Here is a 16,091-nt window from a genome sequence, read left to right on the forward strand (position 1 = left end):
TTTGTTTTTGTTTTGTTCACATTTTGCTGGCACATCTGCAGCTCCAAAGATAGGTTGACGCATGCAGAATACGATTCGAATCATCGGCATCGATCCCGGCCTGCGCCGCACCGGCTGGGGCATTATCGACACATTGGGCAATTCCCTGCGTTTCGTGGCCTCGGGGACGGTGACGTCGGACGGCGAGATGGATCTCGCGTCGCGCCTCTGCCAGCTTCACGATGGGCTTGCCGATATCGTCCACAGCTACAAGCCGGATGAAGCCGCTGTCGAACAGACCTTCGTCAATAAGGATGCGGTGGCGACGCTGAAGCTCGGCCAGGCGCGCGGTATCGCCATGCTCGTGCCGGCGCGCGCCGGGCTGCAGGTTGCCGAATATGCGCCGAATGCCGTCAAGAAGGCAGTGATCGGTGTGGGTCATGGCGAGAAGCAGCAGATCCACATGATGCTGAAGATCCTGATGCCGAAGGTGGAGTTCAAAGGCAACGACGCCGCCGATGCACTCGCCATCGCCATCTGCCATGCCCATAATCGCGGCGCCAGCCGGATGCGCCAGGCGGCGCTGGCGGGGTAGTTTGTTTTCGTTATCGCTCTTACTTTCCTTCACTTGACCTTATCTCTCCCGAAACCCATCCCTGACGGACATCATTCATGATCGGCAAGTTGAAAGGCACAATCGAAGAGATCGGCGAGGACTATGCGCTCGTGGATGTGCACGGCGTCTGCTACGTCGCCTATTGTTCGGCGCGTACGCTGTCGAAACTCGGCTCGGCCGGCGAGGCCTGTGTTCTCTTCATCGAGACCTATGTCCGCGAGGACCAGATCCGTCTTTTCGGGTTCACGACGGTGCTTGAACGGGAGTGGTTCAATCTTCTGCAGACGGTGCAGGGTATCGGCGCGAAGGTGGCGCTGGCACTGTTGTCGACGCTGACGCCGTCGGAACTCGCCAATGCGATCGCGCTGCAGGACCGCGGCGCCGTATCCCGGGCGCCGGGTGTCGGGCCGAAAGTGGCGATGCGCATCGTCACCGAGCTGAAGAACAAGGCGCCGGCCTTTGCGGGCGAGGCGATCAATATCGGCCTAAAGCAGGAATTGGGCGAGGGTGTCGCTTCCGCCCCGGTCGCCGATGCCGTTTCTGCGCTCACCAATCTCGGCTATTCCCGCGACCAGGCCGCAAATGCGGTTGCGGCTGCGATGAAATCGGCGGGTGAGGAGGCAGACAGCGCCAAGCTGATCCGGCTGGGCTTGAAGGAGCTCGCACGGTGATCCTTTGCACCTTTTTCTATTCCTTACTATTGTCTCAAGGTAAGGAGATCGATTCATGGCGCTCTTCCACGGAATGGTGATCTAAGGGAGGGAGCCATGGTGACCGCCATGGTCTTCAGCATCAAAGCCGCAAAACGCATACCGGGAATGGAACGTCTGACATGAGCGAAGCCGCACGCTTGATATCGCCGGAAAAGCGGGGCGAAGACCTGGATGTGACGCTTAGGCCGCAGTCGCTGGACGAGTTCACCGGCCAGGCGGAGGCTCGCGCCAATCTCAAGGTGTTCATCGAGGCTGCGAAAGGACGCGGCGAGGCGTTGGACCATGTGCTGTTCGTCGGCCCCCCGGGTCTCGGCAAGACGACGCTGGCGCAGATCATGGCGAAGGAACTCGGCGTCAATTTCCGCTCGACGTCCGGCCCGGTCATCGCCAAGGCCGGCGATCTTGCCGCGCTTCTGACCAATCTCGAAGAGCGGGACGTGCTCTTCATCGATGAAATCCATCGCCTCAATCCGGCCGTCGAAGAAATTCTCTATCCGGCCATGGAGGATTTCCAGCTTGATCTGATTATTGGCGAAGGCCCGGCGGCGCGTTCGGTGAAGATCGATCTCGCAAAGTTCACGCTGGTCGCCGCCACCACGCGTCTCGGCCTGCTGACGACGCCGCTGCGTGACCGTTTCGGCATTCCTGTTCGCTTGAGCTTCTATACGGTCGAGGAACTGGAGCTGATCGTCCGCCGCGGAGCGCGGCTGATGGGGCTCGGGATAACCGAAGAGGGCGCGCGCGAGATTGCCAGACGCGCCCGCGGCACGCCGCGCATTGCCGGCCGCCTGCTGCGCAGGGTGCGCGATTTCGCCGAAGTGGCAAAGGCCGAGGCGGTAACCCGCGAGATCGCCGATGAGGCATTGACGCGGCTGCTGGTCGACAATGTCGGTTTCGATCAGCTCGACAAGCGCTATCTCAACATGATCGCCGTCAATTTCGGCGGCGGCCCGGTCGGCATCGAAACCATCGCCGCGGGCCTCTCCGAACCGCGCGACGCGATCGAGGATATCATCGAGCCCTATATGATACAGCAGGGTTTCATTCAGCGTACGCCGCGCGGCCGCGTACTGACGGCGATCGCCTGGCGACATCTCGGGATGCAGCCGCCAAAGGACCTGGAGGCAGCACAGTTCAGGCTGTTCCAGGAGGAAGGCGAGTGATCGGCCGTCGCGGTTTCCTGAAGCTCTTCGGCAGCAGTATCGTCGGATTGATGGCGCTCGGTGGCTATGCCTTTGGATACGAGCCCGTCTTGCGCCTCAACGTGGCCCGCTACCAGTTGACGCCGCCTGGTTGGGCGCCGGGGCTGAAACTGAGGATCGTAGCCCTTGCCGATTTTCATGCGTGCAGACCGTGGATGACGGCCGATCGCATCGCCTCCATTTGCACCCGTGCCAACGATCTCGGTGGCGATATCATCGTTCTGCTCGGCGATTACACGTCGGGGACGGATTTCGTAACCGGACGCGTCGATCATCGGGTGTGGGCGGCGGAGCTCGCGGCCCTGAAGGCGCCGCTCGGCGTTCACGCAATCGTCGGCAATCATGACTGGTGGCACGATGCGGCGGCGCAAAAGCGCGGCTCAGGCCCGACCTTCAGTCACAAGGCATTGGCGGATGTCGGAATTCCGGTCTATTCCAATCGTTCGGCTCGTCTCGAAAAGGATGGACACGGCTTTTGGCTGGCAGGCGTCGAGGATCAGCTTGCTTTGCGCCGGAGCGTCCGCTGGAAGCGCCAGTTCACGACGGGGCTCGATGATCTCGACGGCACACTGGCGCAGGTGAATGACGAGGCGCCGGTTATCCTCCTCGCCCATGAGCCCGATATCTTTCCGACCGTGCCGTCGCGCGTGTCGCTGACCTTGTCCGGTCATACGCATGGCGGGCAGGTCAGGGTTTTCGGCTGGTCGCCCTATCTGCCGTCGCGCTATGGCGACCGGTATGTCTATGGCCATATTGTCGAAGAGGACCGCCATATCATCGTCTCCGGCGGCCTGGGCTGTTCGGTGGCGCCGGTTCGCGTCGGCGTCCCGCCGGAAATCGTTGTGATCGATCTGGGATAGGGCGATGTCGAAACGCAGGGCCATCAGGGTGAACGCCGGTCATGCGCGATACCAGATGCGCGTGGCGGGCCTTGGTTTTCGCGAGGGGCATGTGCTCGTCCACCGCGCTGTGCATGAGCCGTTCTGGACCTTTCCGGGCGGCAGGGCGGAAATCGGCGAGACGTCGCAGGAGACGTTGCGGCGAGAGATGATGGAGGAGCTGGGCGTCGACGTTGTGGTTGGCCGGCTGCTTTGGATGGTGGAGAACTTCTTTCACTACGAGCGCCGTGATTGGCATGAGCTGGGGCTCTACTATGTGATGGATATCCCCCGGGGTTTCCCGTTTCGGCCGGAGGAGATCGTTCATCGCATCCAAGACGGCGACAATCATCTCGAATTCAAATGGGTGCCGGCCACGCGCGAGGCGCTGGTTGCACTCGATATTCCGCCCTATTTCATTGCCGACGAAATCGAAAGTCTGCCGATAACCGCGCGCCATCTGGTTTGGCGGGACGGCGATCTCGACAAAGCGTAGAGGAGGGAGTGCAGCATGTCCGGTTTCGATCCGATCCGCGTGTTCCGCAAGCTCGCTTACAACAACGCCTTGGCGAATACTCGATTGCATCGGGCTTGTGCGGCGCTTCGCCCTGGTGAGTTCGAGGCCAGGCGGGTGAGCTTCTTTCCGTCGATCAAGTTGACCCTTAATCACATCCTGACCGTCGACTGGTTTTATGTCGATGCGCTGGAGGGCGGGACGCTTGGTCTTAAGGCTTTCGACATCGAAGAGCCATTCGACACGCTCGATGCATTGACGGTGGAGCAAGGCAAAGTCGACGCGCGGCTCGTGGTTCTGTGTGAACATCTGAATCCCGAGGGGCTGGTACGGGTGATCGATCTGCATCGCGGCGACCGCATCCAGAGGGAGCGTGCGGAGGATGTGCTGAACCATCTTTTCCAGCACCAGACCCATCATCGCGGGCAGGTGCATGCCATGCTCGCCGGCAGCAGCGTCGCCCCGCCGCAACTGGATGAATTCATCGTTGCCGACGATGCGAGATTTCGGGGTGAGGACTTGGCGGCGCTTAGCTGGGACGAGACGATTCTGATGCGCTGAAACCCGCATGGCGCGGCGGCATCGTCAATTTCGCAATAGTTTCTTCCAGCAAGGCCGTGCCGCCGCCGCGCCAGCCGAGCGCGCGGATTTTCGACGTATCCATAGCGCTGACGACGCCTTGTAACGCGGGTGCGGGCAGGGGGTTCGGACAGCCGGTTGCCCGCTGCAAGTGCGCAAGGATATTGTGCGTATCGGTGAGAATATCCGAGAGGTTGAAAGCCTCGCCATTGATGCGGCTGGTCTCTGTTTCCAAGAGCAGGCGGACGGCGCGGCCGAGGTCGCGACCGTGGACTTCGGTTCCGGCGCGGGAAGGAACGGTCTTTCCCGCAAGGTAGTCCGTGAAAAGATCATCCCATTTGTTCGGCCGGAGGTCGCCGTAGACGCCCGTCGCCCTTAGGCTTGCCGTCAGGAAGCCGGGCGCGGACAAGGAGAAGAGGGCGTGTTCGGCATCGCGCTTCACTTCGCCATAGAGCGTGTTCGGCGTCGGGATGATGTCTTCCGTCAGCGTCTCGCCGGCCAGCCGATCACCATAGATGGCGCGCGACGAGAGAAAGATGCAGCGGCGGATGCCCGCGCGTTTTGCCGTCTCGAATAGCTTTATCGTGCCATCCCGATTGAGCCGGCGGAAGCTCTCGGGATCGTCGCCTTCGCCGCCGCGATATTTGCCGGGGACATGCGCGAAGGCCGCGTGCACGAAGAAATAGGCATCGTCGAAGACGTCGCTCTGATCCTCAGAAGGGTCGAGGCTAAATGGCACGAAGGTGACGGGCTGGGAGAAGAGGCTGGATTCCGGTGCGTTGCGGCCGCCGACGGCAACCTGATATCCAGCAGCAAGCAGCTCCTCGACGATATAGCGGCCGACGAGACCTGTCCCGCCCGAGACCAGAACTTTCATGCCGCCTCTTTCGGATTGGCGAATGCGGTGATGTCTGGCACGTCACGCCCGGCATGGAAATGGTGCCACAAATCGATCAGCGGTTTCAGTTGATCGGCCTTCGGGTGGTTCTTCTCCCAAGGCTTTTCATATTGGTAATGCAGGATCGAAATGCTGTTCCAGTCCCAAAGCGTGGGCATGGTGAACCATACATATTGCAGCATATTCATGAAGACCGGCAGGCCGTGCCAATCCGGGAAGAATGTCTCGAGAAAGGTTTGGTCGGTGCGCCGCCAGAAAACGTCGGGACGATCGAGCAGCTTCAGCATGTCCTTGAAGGTCGCGAGCGACGGCTTGGCGACGAAGACGCCGGAATTCATTCGATGAAAGTCCGCAAGGCTTTCATACACGTTGGGTGCGGCGGAAAATTCCGGATAGTCGAAGAGCCTGTCGACATTCTTCAGCACCAATGCATCCGCATCGATGAAGACACAGGTGTCATACTCGATGAGCTGCCAGAGCCTGAGCTTGCAGAAATTATCGAGCGGCGAGTGGAATGATGGTTTGCGGCCCTTGGTGAAGGGAGCGTTGGCATGCAGATTGCCGCGCGCGTGGCGCTCGTTGAATTCATCGGAAAGCGCCAGATGTTCCACTTCCACCAGCCGGCAGCCGAGTCCTTTCAGCGGCGCAAGATCACTTTCGTCGACGCCTGCCGTGTGTAGAACCACCATATCGGCTCTGGTGCTGGTGCGCGAAATCGAATGCATCAATGCCAACGCGCCCATGGCGTAGTCGGCATTGGTGACGAGCGTGACGAAGGCTTGCCGCGCTTGCGGGGTGGAGCGCGGCCGTATCCCCTGCAGGATTTCGCTTCCGAACATCATGAGACCGACTTCAATCGCTTGCCTTCGGGATCGTGGTTGACCGTCGCCGCGAGATCCTTGGTCCAGGCGGAAACGGCCGGAACGCGCGAGCGATCGACGCGATAGGCATATTTCCTGGCGACATCGACGATTTCGCTCAAAAGACCCGCTTGCAGGGTGATCGGCGCCAGGCCGAGATCGAGGAACTTGTCGTTCTTGACGATCAGGTCGTTCTCCGGCGCTTCCTTCCGTGGGTTGGGCAGCCGGACGATTTCCGCACCGCTCAACTTGGCGATCATCTCGGCGAGATCGCGGACCCGATGCGTCTCCGTCATTTGATTGAAGATCTCGACACGCGCATTGCGCGGCGGCGGGTTCTTCAGCGCCAGCTCGATGCAGCGCACCGAATCCTGGATGTGGATGAAGGCGCGGGTCTGGCCGCCGGTGCCGTGCACGGTCAAGGGGTAGCCGATCGCCGCCTGGATGAGGAAGCGGTTCAGTACTGTGCCGTAATCGCCGTCATAGTCGAAGCGGTTGATCAATTGTTCGTGACGGCGCGTCTGCTCCGTATGCGTGCCCCAGACGATGCCCTGATGCAGGTCGGTAATCCTGAGACCGTCGTTCTTGGCATAGAACTGGAAGAGGAGTTGATCCAGGCATTTGGTCATGTGGTAGATCGAACCCGGATTGGCCGGATAGAGAATATCCTGATTGACGGTCCGGCCATCGACGGTCTCGATGCCGACGGGCAGGTAGCCTTCCGGAATGGCGGCGCCGACCGTGGAATAGCCATAGACACCCATGGTGCCGAGATGGACGAGATGGGCGTCAAGGTTGAGTTCGACCAGCGCATTCAGGAGATTATGCGTGGCGCTGACATTGTTGTTGACCGTGTAATTCTTGTGGCGGTCGCTCTTCATCGAATAGGGCGCGGCGCGCTGTTCGGCAAAGTGGACGATGGCGTCGGGGCGATGCTCGGCGAGCCACTTTTTCAGAAGCTCATAGTCTTTTGCGAGATCGATGAGGTGGAAGTGGATGCGGCGGCCGGTCTCCGCATGCCAGATGCGGGTGCGCTCCTGGATCGAATCCATCGGCGTCAGCGATTGCACACCGAGCTCCGTGTCGATCCAGCGGCGGGAGAGATTGTCGAGAATATGGATCTCATGACCGGCATCGGAGAGATGCAGCGAGGTTGGCCAACCAATGAAACCGTCGCCGCCCATAACCGCTATTTTCATGAGATCGTATCCTTCTGCGTCGATCGCTATCCGGCACCATTCCGGATAGTCAGTATTTATGACAATCGTTCAAAGCTTGCTTGATGGCAGAAGTTCGGCCAAAGAGGGTCCCCAGATTTTTTGGAGATGCGGCGACGATGAACAGCCCCTTTCTGATTGCCGGGGAACTGGAAGCCGGTAGCCACCGGCTGGTGCAGCGAGTCTATTATGAGGATACGGATTTTTCCGGCCTCGTCTATCATGCGCGCTACCTCCACTTCCTCGAACGCGGCCGCACGGACTATCTGCGCTGCCTCGGCGTGGAACAGCGCGAGCTCCTGAATGCCGACGAGGAGGGGCTGGTTTTTGTCGTTCACCGTATGGAGATCGACTTCAGGGGGCCGGCGCGAATGGACGACCTGTTGGTGATTCGCACAACGACCGAGAAGGCCGGTGGCGCCAAGATGGTGCTGTCCCAGGAAATCCGCCGCGGTGAGACGCTGCTGATCGCGGCCAAGGTCATTATCGCGGTAATCAACGCCAAGGGAAAACCGCGGCGGTTACCGGAAAAGCTGGCTGCGCAGATGCTGGTGGCGTCCGAGGCTGTGGTTTAGTGCCATAAGGGAGGCTGCTTAGAGCCAGCAGGCAGCCGTGTGTGGCGATGTCGGAGGCCTCGAAAAGTCTCCTTGCTAAAACTTGAGTTTTGTGTGAAGGAATTCCCGCGCGCAAGAACTGTTTTGTGCCTGCCGCCGGTTTCGTCCGGTCCGTTCTTTCCAGGAGACAGAATAACCTTCGTCACCGTCAAATCTTTCATGCTCCGACGCTAACATTCTTTTAACCATAATAGTGTCTTACTGCCGTTGTCGGAGTTTGTGCGGCGCACGCCTTCCTTTGACCAAATTTGACGGCAAGAAGGCAGTTGTAAGCTTGGAAGGCTTTGACCAGGGCGTTCAGCGGCGGCTGCCAAACATTTCTTGTGAGATCACTTTTAGCCGCCCGGTCTAGCGCCGGGCGTTTGGATTCGGGGATTTTGGATCAATGGAACAAGTAGCATTGGCAGCGGCCACCACACCGGACATCACCCTCTGGTCGCTTTTCATGCAGGCAGGCTTGGTGGTCAAGCTTGTCATGCTCGGACTGCTCGCGGCCTCCGTATGGACCTGGGCGATCGTCATCGACAAGTATCTGAGCTATGCCCGGGCCCGCCGGCAGTTCGATCATTTCGAGCAGGTCTTCTGGTCGGGCCAGTCGCTCGAGGAACTCTATCGCACGCTTTCGGAGCGTACCAATACGGGACTGGGCGCCATCTTCGTCGCCGCCATGCGCGAATGGAAGAAGTCGTTCGAGCGCGGCGCGCGTTCGCCGATCGGCCTGCAGATGCGTATCGATCGCGCCATGGACGTGACGTTGGCGCGTGAATCGGAACATCTGGTCGCCCGCCTCGGATCGCTTGCGACCATCGGTTCGGCCGGCCCGTTCATCGGTCTCTTCGGCACCGTCGTCGGTATCATGACCTCGTTCCAGGCGATCGCCGGTTCGAAGTCGACCAATCTCGCGGTCGTCGCCCCCGGTATCGCAGAAGCCTTGCTCGCGACCGCGATCGGCCTCGTCGCCGCTATTCCCGCAGTTATCGCCTACAACAAGTTCTCGGCCGACGCCGGCAAGCTCTCGGCGCGCATGGAAGGCTTCGCGGACGAATTCTCCGCCATCCTGTCGCGCCAGATCGATGAGAAGCTGCAGCCGCGCCAGGCTGCGCAGTAAATCGCAGACGGAACCGGAGTAAATCACATGGCAATGTCTGTTGGAGGCAAGGGTGGCGGCGGTGGCCGCCGGGGCGGGCGTCGCGGCGGTGGCCGAGGCGGTCCGATCGCCGATATCAACGTGACGCCGCTGGTCGACGTCATGCTCGTGCTGCTGATCATCTTCATGGTGGCCGCGCCGATGATGACATCCGGCGTGCCGATCGACCTGCCGCAAACGCAGGCCGGCGCATTGAACGCCCAGACCCAGCCGATCACCATTTCCATCAAGCAGGACGGCCAGGTCTTCCTGCAGGAAACGCAGATCGAAGCGGCCGACATTGCCGCCAAGCTGAAGGCGATCGCCACCACCGGCTACAATGAACGCATTTTCGTACGCGGCGACGGAAAAGCGCCCTATGGCGTCATCGCCGACGTCATGTCGCGCATCCAGGAGGCCGGCTACAAGAATATCGGCCTGGTTACGCAGCAGATAACGGACCATTGACGGATCGACATGAAGCGCAGCATCGCCACATCTGCCGTCATTCACATCTTGGTGCTGATCGGCGCCATGCTGACGCTGAGTGCGCCTGCGCCTCTGGAGACGCCGGAGAGCACGGCGATGGACGTCGATATCGTCCCCGCCGATCAGCTTCAGCAGGGTGAGAAGCATGCGCCGGTGACGGATCATGCGGCGCCGAAGCAGACCAAGAAGCAGACCCAGGTCGCGAACGCGCAGAATGCCGGCGAAAACGATATCGACCTGAAGAACCCGGCCGTGCCGACGCAGCGTCCGCAAGATGAGAACGCCGCCCTCGCGCCGAAGAAGACCGACGTTCCGGTGCCGCAGAACGATCCGCGGCCGAACGATGTCAAGACGATCGAGCAGCAGGATACAGAGGCTGCGCCGAAGGAAGTGGCTGCTGTTCCGCAGCAGAAGCCGGATGTGACCCCCACACCGACACCGACGCCCACCCCCACGCCACAGAAGACGGAGCCGACGCCGCAGAAGAGCGAGGTCACGCCTGCGCCAACACCCACGCCGACCCCGACACCGACTCCGCAAAAGGCTGATCCGAAGCCGGTGACCGAAAACCCGACCGAGGAGGCTGCGCAGCCGCCGGCGGACAAGGTTCCTGTTCCGGACGTGAAGCCGCAGCCAGTCCAGCCGCCGAAGACTGCCGAGGCGAAGCCCGACCCGAAGCCGGAGCAAAAGCCTGTGGTGAAGCCACAACAGGTGGCGGAAGCCAAACCAACAGCCAAGCCAACGGACAAGACGACCACTCAAAGCACGAGCAAGAACACCTCGACCGATAACGGGCAGGGCGACAGCGACAAGAAGCGCGAGACGGCAAAAGGCTCGAATGCCGGTCTGGATAATGGCCTCGCCGATGAGATCAACAAGGTGCTCAATAACACCTCGTCCGGCGGCGGTGCCAAGCGCTCGGCGAAGTCAACTTCTGCGGGTGCACAGACCAATGTCGCTTCGACCGGTGGCATGAAGTCGCTGAGTAGCGGCAAGCTCAGCCAGAGCCAACAGGACGGCCTGCGCGACCTGATCGCCAAGAACTGGAATATCATTCCTGGCCTGGAAGGCGCGGGCGATGTGAAGATCAAAGTGCATTTCAAGCTCGACAAGTCCGGCCAGATCGTCGGTGAACCGGAAGTCTCCGCGAGCGGCGGACCGGCGTCGACACAGGCTGCCTTGCAGGGCGGCGCCGTTCGCGCGGTGTTGCGGTCGCAGGTGGATTTCATGAAGATCCTGCCGCCGGACAAATACGACGATTGGCAAGAAGTTGTCGTCAACTTCAGCGCAGCGGACCTGGGGCTGTGATGGTGAGCATAGCCAATATGAATCGATGTCGTTTCGCTTTCGTTTCCTTATTGGTCTCGCTCGCGGCCACGCTCTCCACATCGGCTGAAGCTAAGCACTTGATGCCCCAGTCGGATCAAGCTGCAGAGGCCGAGATAGAGAATCGCATCGCTAGCAACTGGTCCATGGTGCCCGGTTTGGATGGGGCGGATAAGGTTCGAGCGAAGGTACGCATAAAGGTAGGTCAGTCGGGCAAAATTATTGGTGAACCAAAGATCACCATGATTGGCGGACCCGCTGCCACGCGCACGGCAATTGCCGCGAGCATCTATAGAGCAATTCTAAGATCAGTTCCGTTCAAAGATCTCCCAATGAATAAAAATGACGCCTGGAGAGAAGTAGTCATTGACTTCAAAGCCGACGACTTCGGGCATTAATGCTGAAAGGCTTGATACATATGATCAGAAAATCCCTCGTTCGTCTCCTGCTGGTGCTGGCAGCCTTGACGGCAGCCCTCGCCACTCCGGCTTATGCTGTGGTCGAGATCAACATCAACAAGGGCAACGTCCAGCCGATGCCGATCGCCATCACCGACCTTCTGTCGAATGATGGCCTGGGCGCACAGATTTCGGGCGTCATTGCTGCCGACCTGCAGCGCTCCGGCCTGTTTGCGCCTGTCAACAAGCAGGCCTTCATCGAGAAGATCAGCAATCCGGATGCCACGCCGCGCTTCCAGGACTGGACGGCGATCAACGCTCAGGCGCTGGTAACCGGCCGAGTGACGCAAGAGGGCGGTCGCCTTCGCGCCGAGTTCCGCCTGTGGGACACCTATGGCAGCCAGCAGATGATCGGCCAGCAGTTCTATGCGCAGCCGGACAACTGGCGTCGCGTCGCCCACATCATTGCTGACGCGATCTATGAAAAGATCACCGGCGAGAAGGGCTATTTCGACACCCGCGTCGTTTTCGTTGCCGAGAGCGGCCCAAAGACGGCCCGCAAGACGCAGCTCGGCATCATGGACCAGGACGGCTTCAATGCCCGCATGCTGACCGACGGCAGCGACCTCGTGCTGACGCCGCGCTTCTCGCCGAACCGGCAGGAAGTCACTTACATGTCCTTCGCCAACCAGCAGCCGCGCGTCTATCTGCTGCAACTGCAGACGGGCCAGCGTGAACTGGTGGGCAACTTCCCGGGCATGACGTTTTCGCCGCGCTTCTCGCCGGATGGCCAGCGGGTGATCATGAGCCTGCAGCAGGAAGGCAATGCCAACATCTATACGATGGACCTGCGCTCGCGCACCACGACCCGCCTGACCTCGACGGCCGCCATCGACACATCGCCCTCCTATTCGCCTGATGGCACGCAGATCGCCTTCGAAAGCGACCGCGGCGGCAAGCAGCAGATCTATGTGATGAATGCGGATGGCTCCAACCAGCACCGCATCTCCTTCGGCGACGGCTCCTATTCGACACCGGTGTGGTCGCCGCGCGGCGATCTCATCGCCTTCACCAAGCAGTCTGGTCAGACATTCTCGATCGGCGTCATGAAGACGGATGGTTCGGGCGAGCGGCTGCTGACCACGGGCTTCCACAATGAAGGCCCGACCTGGGCGCCGAACGGACGCGTCATCATGTTCTTCCGCGAACCGCAGGGCTCCAGTGGCCCGCAGCTCTATTCGATCGATCTGACGGGCTACAACGAGCAGAAGATTCCGACCCCGGGCTTCGCTTCCGACCCGGCTTGGTCGCCGCTCCTCGAATAGGGGTGGGCCAGGCATGGTCGCAAACCGACGCTTCACGCAGTCAAAAGTGCGAAGCGATATCGAGTAAGATCATGCAAGAAAACAGCTTGAGCGGGCGGCGGCTCGAAAAGTCGCTGATCCGGTCGAGCGTCACTTTGTCGCCGCAAAGTCCTGTGAGTGGACCACTTCGGGACAACTTTAGGACATCATTAACCATATTTGTTGGAATCGGATTAACCGAACCCGGTTACAGTCTGGCAACCCTGATAGAGACTTAAGGAGAGACCGGCAATGAGCCGCATCGCAACCCCGGCCGTTGGCCATATGCAGAACCTCGCCCGCAACCCGATCATGATCGCGCTTTTCGTCGGCCTTTCGCTTGCCGGCTGCGCCTCCAAGAAGGGCTTGCCGAACGATGCAAACGGCCTTGGCCTCAATGGCGCCGGCAATGCCGCTCCGGGTTCGCCGCAGGATTTCACGGTCAACGTTGGCGATCGCATCTTCTTCGATACCGATAGCTCGTCGATTCGCGCCGACGCTTCCCAGACGCTCGACCGTCAGGCTCAGTGGCTCGCTCGTTATCCGAACTACGCAATCACCGTCGAAGGCCACGCCGACGAACGCGGCACGCGCGAATACAACCTGGCTCTCGGCGCCCGTCGTGCTGCCGCCACCAAGGACTACCTCGCTTCGCGCGGCGTTCCGGCTCAGCGCATGAAGACGATTTCCTACGGTAAGGAACGCCCGGTCGCGACCTGCGACGATATTTCCTGCTGGTCGCAGAACCGTCGTGCCGTCACCGTGCTCAACGGCGCCGGCTCCTGATAGGCCGAAATTCCGGCTGAAATGCACAAAGGCGGTCCGCGTGGCCGCCTTTACTTTTTTGACCACACTTTGGCCGAACTCCGTTGCTTTTTGAGATTAATTGTAAAAATCTCCTGTTCGCGCCCTGGGGCGCGAAGAATCAATGGGCAGGATGATCCGTATGAGAAAACTTGTCGTGGCGAGCTTACTTTGTCTCGCCGCCGTCGCCGGTAGTGAGCGTGACGCCTCTGCCTTGTCGCTTTTCGGACTTCACTTAGGTGGCCGCAGTGCACCGGAACAGGCCGTTCCGAACAATGCGGCTCCCCAGAGGCAGTTCGGGCAGGCACCCGTCATCAACGTTCAAAACAGCGATGCCGAAGTCCGTTTGCAGCAGCTTGAAGACCAGATGCGCCAATTGAACGGCCGCGTCGAAGAGATGAGCTATCAGTTGCTGCAGATGCAGGAGCAGATCCGCAAGACGCAAGAGGACAATGAATTCCGCTTCCAGCAGCTTGAAAAGCGTGGCGGTGGGGGCACTGGCGGTGCGGCTGGGACTGGCGGCGGCGCGGCCCCGATGAAGAAGAGCGAAGCGGATGCCCCGGCGCAGGGCGCAGGCGGCGGTCAGCAACAGGACGACATTGCCGGTGTAATCAGCGATTCGCAAGGTGGCGACGCGCCGAATACGGCGCAACAGGGCGGCGGTTCTGGCAAGCCGCCGACGCAGCTCGGCTCGATCCAGTTCGATCAGAGCGGCAAGCAGGTCGGCGCAACGGCGACGCGCGCCAACAACGGTTCGGGTGCTGCGCCGGCCGCCGGCTCAGGCACGCAGACGGCCTCGCTCGGCAGCGAAAACGATCAGTATAAATCGGCCTATGGCCACGTCCTGTCCGGCGACTACAGTGTCGCCGAACAGGAGTTCCGTCAGTATATCGACAGCTACCCGAATAGCGCCCGGGCGCCCGATGCCAACTTCTGGCTTGGCGAAGCGCTTTATTCGCAAGGCAAATATAATGATGCGGCCAAGACTTTCCTGAATGCGCATCAGAAATACGGCACCTCCGAAAAGGCACCGGAAATGCTGTTAAAGCTTGGCATGTCGCTCGCTGCCCTCGATAACAAGGATACGGCCTGCGCAACGCTGCGCGAAGTGACCAAACGCTATCCGAAGGCTTCGAAGGCGGTTACCAACAAGGTAGCCAGCGAACAAAAGCGTCTTGCCTGCTGATTGCGATGTCCGGTGACGCTGTGACTGCTGCTGCCACAGCCCAGATGCCAGATGCCGCAGCGGCCGATTTTATTCATTCCCTTTTCAAGCCTGCCCATATTCTAGTCGCCATTTCCGGCGGCAGCGATTCCACCGGCCTGCTGGTTGCCCTTTCCGAACAGTTGAAGTCCTTCCCGGATTCAAACATCACCCTTTCCGCCGCCACGATTGATCATGGTTTGCGGTCGGAGTCTGCCGATGAAGCAAGCGATGTCGCCGCTCTCTGTGCATCGCTTGGCGTGCCCCACATCATTCGTCGCTGGGAGGGCGAGAAGCCGAAGAGCGGTATCATGGCTGCAGCCCGCGAGGCGCGCTATGGGCTGCTTGCCGATATTGCGGCGGATATTTCTGCCAACGTGGTCGTTACCGCGCATACGCTCGATGACCAGCGCGAGACCTTGGCCATGCGCGCGGAACGTTTAAGCGAAGGTGAGGGCGTTGCCGGCACCGGCATTGCCGACGCCATGCTCTTCGATCGGCGCCTCTGGATCGTCAGGCCGTTTCTCGCCTGCCGGCGGGCCGATATCCGCGCCTATCTCACGCGGCGGGGCATGTCCTGGTTGGATGATCCGAGCAATGAGGATGTCCGCTATGAGCGCGTACGCATGCGCAAACGCCTGGCGGAGGATGTCGTGCCGCTCTCTGTGCTTGATGATGGCGCGGCTCGCGCGGCGCTCTCGAAGGAAGCCGCCGCCTGGCTGGATAGATATGTGACTGTTCATGCGAGCGTGCTTTGCGTCGTCAGCCGCGATGCGCTGGCCGCCGATGAGGTCGTGCTCTCCTATGCGCTCTCCTATCTCGCCGCCGCATTCGGCGGTGAGCCCTATGGTCCGGGCCGCGAGCGGATGCGTCGTATCCTGGATTTCATCGGCGAGGGGAAGCCGGGGCGGCGCACGGCGGGCGGCGTCGTCTTCGACCTGCGCCGGGACGGGCTTTATCTCATGCGCGAAAGCCGCGACATCCAGCCGCTTGTGCTTGCGCCGGGAGCCGATGGCATATGGGACGGCCGCTTCCGGATCGTCAATCACGATCCGGCCACTATCCGCATCGAAGCGGCGGGGGAGAGGGGTGCGGCGGAGTTTCCGGAGAGGCTGCCGAAGGGCGCTGTGCAGCGTGCTCGGGCCGTGTTGCCACGGGTGACCGCCGGCGCTGGCCGGAGCACCGTGTCGGCCACAATTACACCCCATCTTGCGCCTTTCGACCGCTTTTTGACACGATTCGATCTCACATTTGCGGATCGGTTGGCGACTTGCTTTGGCCGTGAACCCTATACTCGGCCGCCACTTTGAGAGTTATTGACGGAAAAAACA

18 protein-coding genes are annotated in these 16,091 nt (G+C 60.6%); 15 read left to right on the plus strand and 3 right to left on the minus strand.

Going from position 1 to position 16,091, the window contains the following annotated elements; all coding sequences use genetic code 11:
* Positions 1-61 precede the first annotated feature (61 nt).
* The 6 genes from ruvC (at position 62) to PH547_RS05035 (ending at position 4,463) form a co-directional block, all read left to right on the plus strand.
* Positions 62-574, plus strand: a complete 513-nt coding sequence (gene ruvC / locus PH547_RS05010; RefSeq protein WP_028754576.1) for a crossover junction endodeoxyribonuclease RuvC — start codon at positions 62-64, stop codon at positions 572-574.
* Positions 575-651: 77 nt separating this feature from the next.
* Positions 652-1,266, plus strand: coding sequence for a Holliday junction branch migration protein RuvA (gene ruvA, locus PH547_RS05015; protein WP_285167692.1), 615 nt, complete (start codon positions 652-654; stop codon positions 1,264-1,266).
* A 161-nt stretch (positions 1,267-1,427) separates the two neighbouring features.
* Positions 1,428-2,471 (plus strand): Holliday junction branch migration DNA helicase RuvB, encoded by a 1,044-nt coding sequence (gene ruvB / locus PH547_RS05020; protein WP_028754570.1) that lies wholly within the window; start codon positions 1,428-1,430, stop codon positions 2,469-2,471.
* The gene (locus tag PH547_RS05025; RefSeq protein ID WP_285167694.1) at positions 2,468-3,370 is read left to right on the plus strand and encodes a metallophosphoesterase; all 903 of its coding nucleotides are present in this window, start codon (positions 2,468-2,470) and stop codon (positions 3,368-3,370) included. The genes ruvB and PH547_RS05025 overlap by 4 nt, the downstream gene beginning before the upstream one ends.
* A 4-nt stretch (positions 3,371-3,374) precedes the next feature.
* Positions 3,375-3,884: an NUDIX hydrolase gene (locus PH547_RS05030; protein WP_285167695.1), complete on the plus strand. Its 510-nt coding sequence runs from the start codon at positions 3,375-3,377 to the stop codon at positions 3,882-3,884.
* A 15-nt stretch (positions 3,885-3,899) separates the two neighbouring features.
* On the plus strand, positions 3,900-4,463 hold the full coding sequence (locus PH547_RS05035) for a DinB family protein (RefSeq protein ID WP_285167696.1): 564 nt from the start codon (positions 3,900-3,902) through the stop codon (positions 4,461-4,463).
* On the opposite strand, the gene PH547_RS05040 is transcribed toward PH547_RS05035, so the two are convergent.
* Genes PH547_RS05040 through PH547_RS05050 form a run of 3 tightly spaced genes read right to left on the minus strand, consistent with a single transcriptional unit; the run spans position 4,432 to position 7,438 of the window.
* Complete coding sequence (locus tag PH547_RS05040) at positions 4,432-5,358, minus strand: NAD-dependent epimerase/dehydratase family protein (RefSeq protein WP_285167697.1); 927 nt, start codon at positions 5,356-5,358, stop codon at positions 4,432-4,434. The two genes, PH547_RS05035 and PH547_RS05040, sit on opposite strands and share 32 nt — an antisense overlap.
* The gene (locus PH547_RS05045) at positions 5,355-6,218 is read right to left on the minus strand and encodes a glycosyltransferase (protein ID WP_285167890.1); all 864 of its coding nucleotides are present in this window, start codon (positions 6,216-6,218) and stop codon (positions 5,355-5,357) included. Before PH547_RS05045 ends, PH547_RS05040 begins: the two co-directional genes overlap by 4 nt.
* Complete coding sequence (locus PH547_RS05050) at positions 6,218-7,438, minus strand: NAD-dependent epimerase/dehydratase family protein (protein ID WP_104824150.1); 1,221 nt, start codon at positions 7,436-7,438, stop codon at positions 6,218-6,220. The genes PH547_RS05045 and PH547_RS05050 overlap by 1 nt, the downstream gene beginning before the upstream one ends.
* A 137-nt stretch (positions 7,439-7,575) precedes the next feature.
* On the opposite strand from PH547_RS05050, the gene ybgC reads away from it, so the two are divergent.
* From ybgC to tilS, 9 genes are all read left to right on the plus strand, one after another.
* Positions 7,576-8,031 (plus strand): tol-pal system-associated acyl-CoA thioesterase, encoded by a 456-nt coding sequence (gene ybgC / locus PH547_RS05055; RefSeq protein WP_104824149.1) that lies wholly within the window; start codon positions 7,576-7,578, stop codon positions 8,029-8,031.
* A gap of 424 nt (positions 8,032-8,455) precedes the next feature.
* The gene (tolQ, locus tag PH547_RS05060; RefSeq protein WP_104824148.1) at positions 8,456-9,178 is read left to right on the plus strand and encodes a protein TolQ; all 723 of its coding nucleotides are present in this window, start codon (positions 8,456-8,458) and stop codon (positions 9,176-9,178) included.
* A 27-nt stretch (positions 9,179-9,205) separates the two neighbouring features.
* Complete coding sequence (gene tolR, locus PH547_RS05065; protein WP_028754561.1) at positions 9,206-9,664, plus strand: protein TolR; 459 nt, start codon at positions 9,206-9,208, stop codon at positions 9,662-9,664.
* Positions 9,665-9,673: 9 nt separating this feature from the next.
* On the plus strand, positions 9,674-10,993 hold the full coding sequence (locus PH547_RS05070) for a hypothetical protein (protein ID WP_104824147.1): 1,320 nt from the start codon (positions 9,674-9,676) through the stop codon (positions 10,991-10,993).
* Entirely contained in the window at positions 10,993-11,409 is a 417-nt protein-coding gene (locus PH547_RS05075) for an energy transducer TonB (RefSeq protein ID WP_104824146.1), read from the plus strand. The genes PH547_RS05070 and PH547_RS05075 overlap by 1 nt, the downstream gene beginning before the upstream one ends.
* 20 nt (positions 11,410-11,429) lie before the next feature.
* The gene (tolB, locus tag PH547_RS05080; protein ID WP_104824145.1) at positions 11,430-12,734 is read left to right on the plus strand and encodes a Tol-Pal system beta propeller repeat protein TolB; all 1,305 of its coding nucleotides are present in this window, start codon (positions 11,430-11,432) and stop codon (positions 12,732-12,734) included.
* Between the two features lie 270 nt (positions 12,735-13,004).
* The gene (gene pal, locus PH547_RS05085; RefSeq protein WP_104824144.1) at positions 13,005-13,538 is read left to right on the plus strand and encodes a peptidoglycan-associated lipoprotein Pal; all 534 of its coding nucleotides are present in this window, start codon (positions 13,005-13,007) and stop codon (positions 13,536-13,538) included.
* Between the two features lie 160 nt (positions 13,539-13,698).
* Entirely contained in the window at positions 13,699-14,742 is a 1,044-nt protein-coding gene (gene ybgF, locus PH547_RS05090) for a tol-pal system protein YbgF (protein WP_104824143.1), read from the plus strand.
* A gap of 5 nt (positions 14,743-14,747) precedes the next feature.
* The gene (gene tilS / locus PH547_RS05095) at positions 14,748-16,070 is read left to right on the plus strand and encodes a tRNA lysidine(34) synthetase TilS (RefSeq protein WP_260303113.1); all 1,323 of its coding nucleotides are present in this window, start codon (positions 14,748-14,750) and stop codon (positions 16,068-16,070) included.
* The last annotated feature ends 21 nt before the right edge of the window (positions 16,071-16,091 follow it).

Source organism: Rhizobium cerradonense (assembly GCF_030182455.1).
Lineage (GTDB): Bacteria > Pseudomonadota > Alphaproteobacteria > Rhizobiales > Rhizobiaceae > Rhizobium.

Bases quoted from the DNA above. Each gene is read 5' to 3' on its own strand.
- tolQ (WP_104824148.1), top strand. From the start codon at position 8,456: ATGGAACAAGTAGCATTGGCAGCGGCCACCACACCGGACATCACCCTC.
- PH547_RS05070 (WP_104824147.1), top strand. From the start codon at position 9,674: ATGAAGCGCAGCATCGCCACATCTGCCGTCATTCACATCTTGGTGCTG.
- PH547_RS05075 (WP_104824146.1), top strand. From the start codon at position 10,993: ATGGTGAGCATAGCCAATATGAATCGATGTCGTTTCGCTTTCGTTTCC.
- PH547_RS05030 (WP_285167695.1), top strand. From the start codon at position 3,375: ATGTCGAAACGCAGGGCCATCAGGGTGAACGCCGGTCATGCGCGATAC.
- ruvA (WP_285167692.1), top strand. From the start codon at position 652: ATGATCGGCAAGTTGAAAGGCACAATCGAAGAGATCGGCGAGGACTAT.
- PH547_RS05035 (WP_285167696.1), top strand. From the start codon at position 3,900: ATGTCCGGTTTCGATCCGATCCGCGTGTTCCGCAAGCTCGCTTACAAC.
- PH547_RS05050 (WP_104824150.1), bottom strand. From the start codon at position 7,438: ATGAAAATAGCGGTTATGGGCGGCGACGGTTTCATTGGTTGGCCAACC.
- tolR (WP_028754561.1), top strand. From the start codon at position 9,206: ATGGCAATGTCTGTTGGAGGCAAGGGTGGCGGCGGTGGCCGCCGGGGC.
- ruvB (WP_028754570.1), top strand. From the start codon at position 1,428: ATGAGCGAAGCCGCACGCTTGATATCGCCGGAAAAGCGGGGCGAAGAC.
- pal (WP_104824144.1), top strand. From the start codon at position 13,005: ATGAGCCGCATCGCAACCCCGGCCGTTGGCCATATGCAGAACCTCGCC.
- tolB (WP_104824145.1), top strand. From the start codon at position 11,430: ATGATCAGAAAATCCCTCGTTCGTCTCCTGCTGGTGCTGGCAGCCTTG.
- ybgF (WP_104824143.1), top strand. From the start codon at position 13,699: ATGAGAAAACTTGTCGTGGCGAGCTTACTTTGTCTCGCCGCCGTCGCC.
- ybgC (WP_104824149.1), top strand. From the start codon at position 7,576: ATGAACAGCCCCTTTCTGATTGCCGGGGAACTGGAAGCCGGTAGCCAC.
- tilS (WP_260303113.1), top strand. From the start codon at position 14,748: ATGTCCGGTGACGCTGTGACTGCTGCTGCCACAGCCCAGATGCCAGAT.
- PH547_RS05045 (WP_285167890.1), bottom strand. From the start codon at position 6,218: ATGTTCGGAAGCGAAATCCTGCAGGGGATACGGCCGCGCTCCACCCCG.
- PH547_RS05040 (WP_285167697.1), bottom strand. From the start codon at position 5,358: ATGAAAGTTCTGGTCTCGGGCGGGACAGGTCTCGTCGGCCGCTATATC.
- ruvC (WP_028754576.1), top strand. From the start codon at position 62: ATGCAGAATACGATTCGAATCATCGGCATCGATCCCGGCCTGCGCCGC.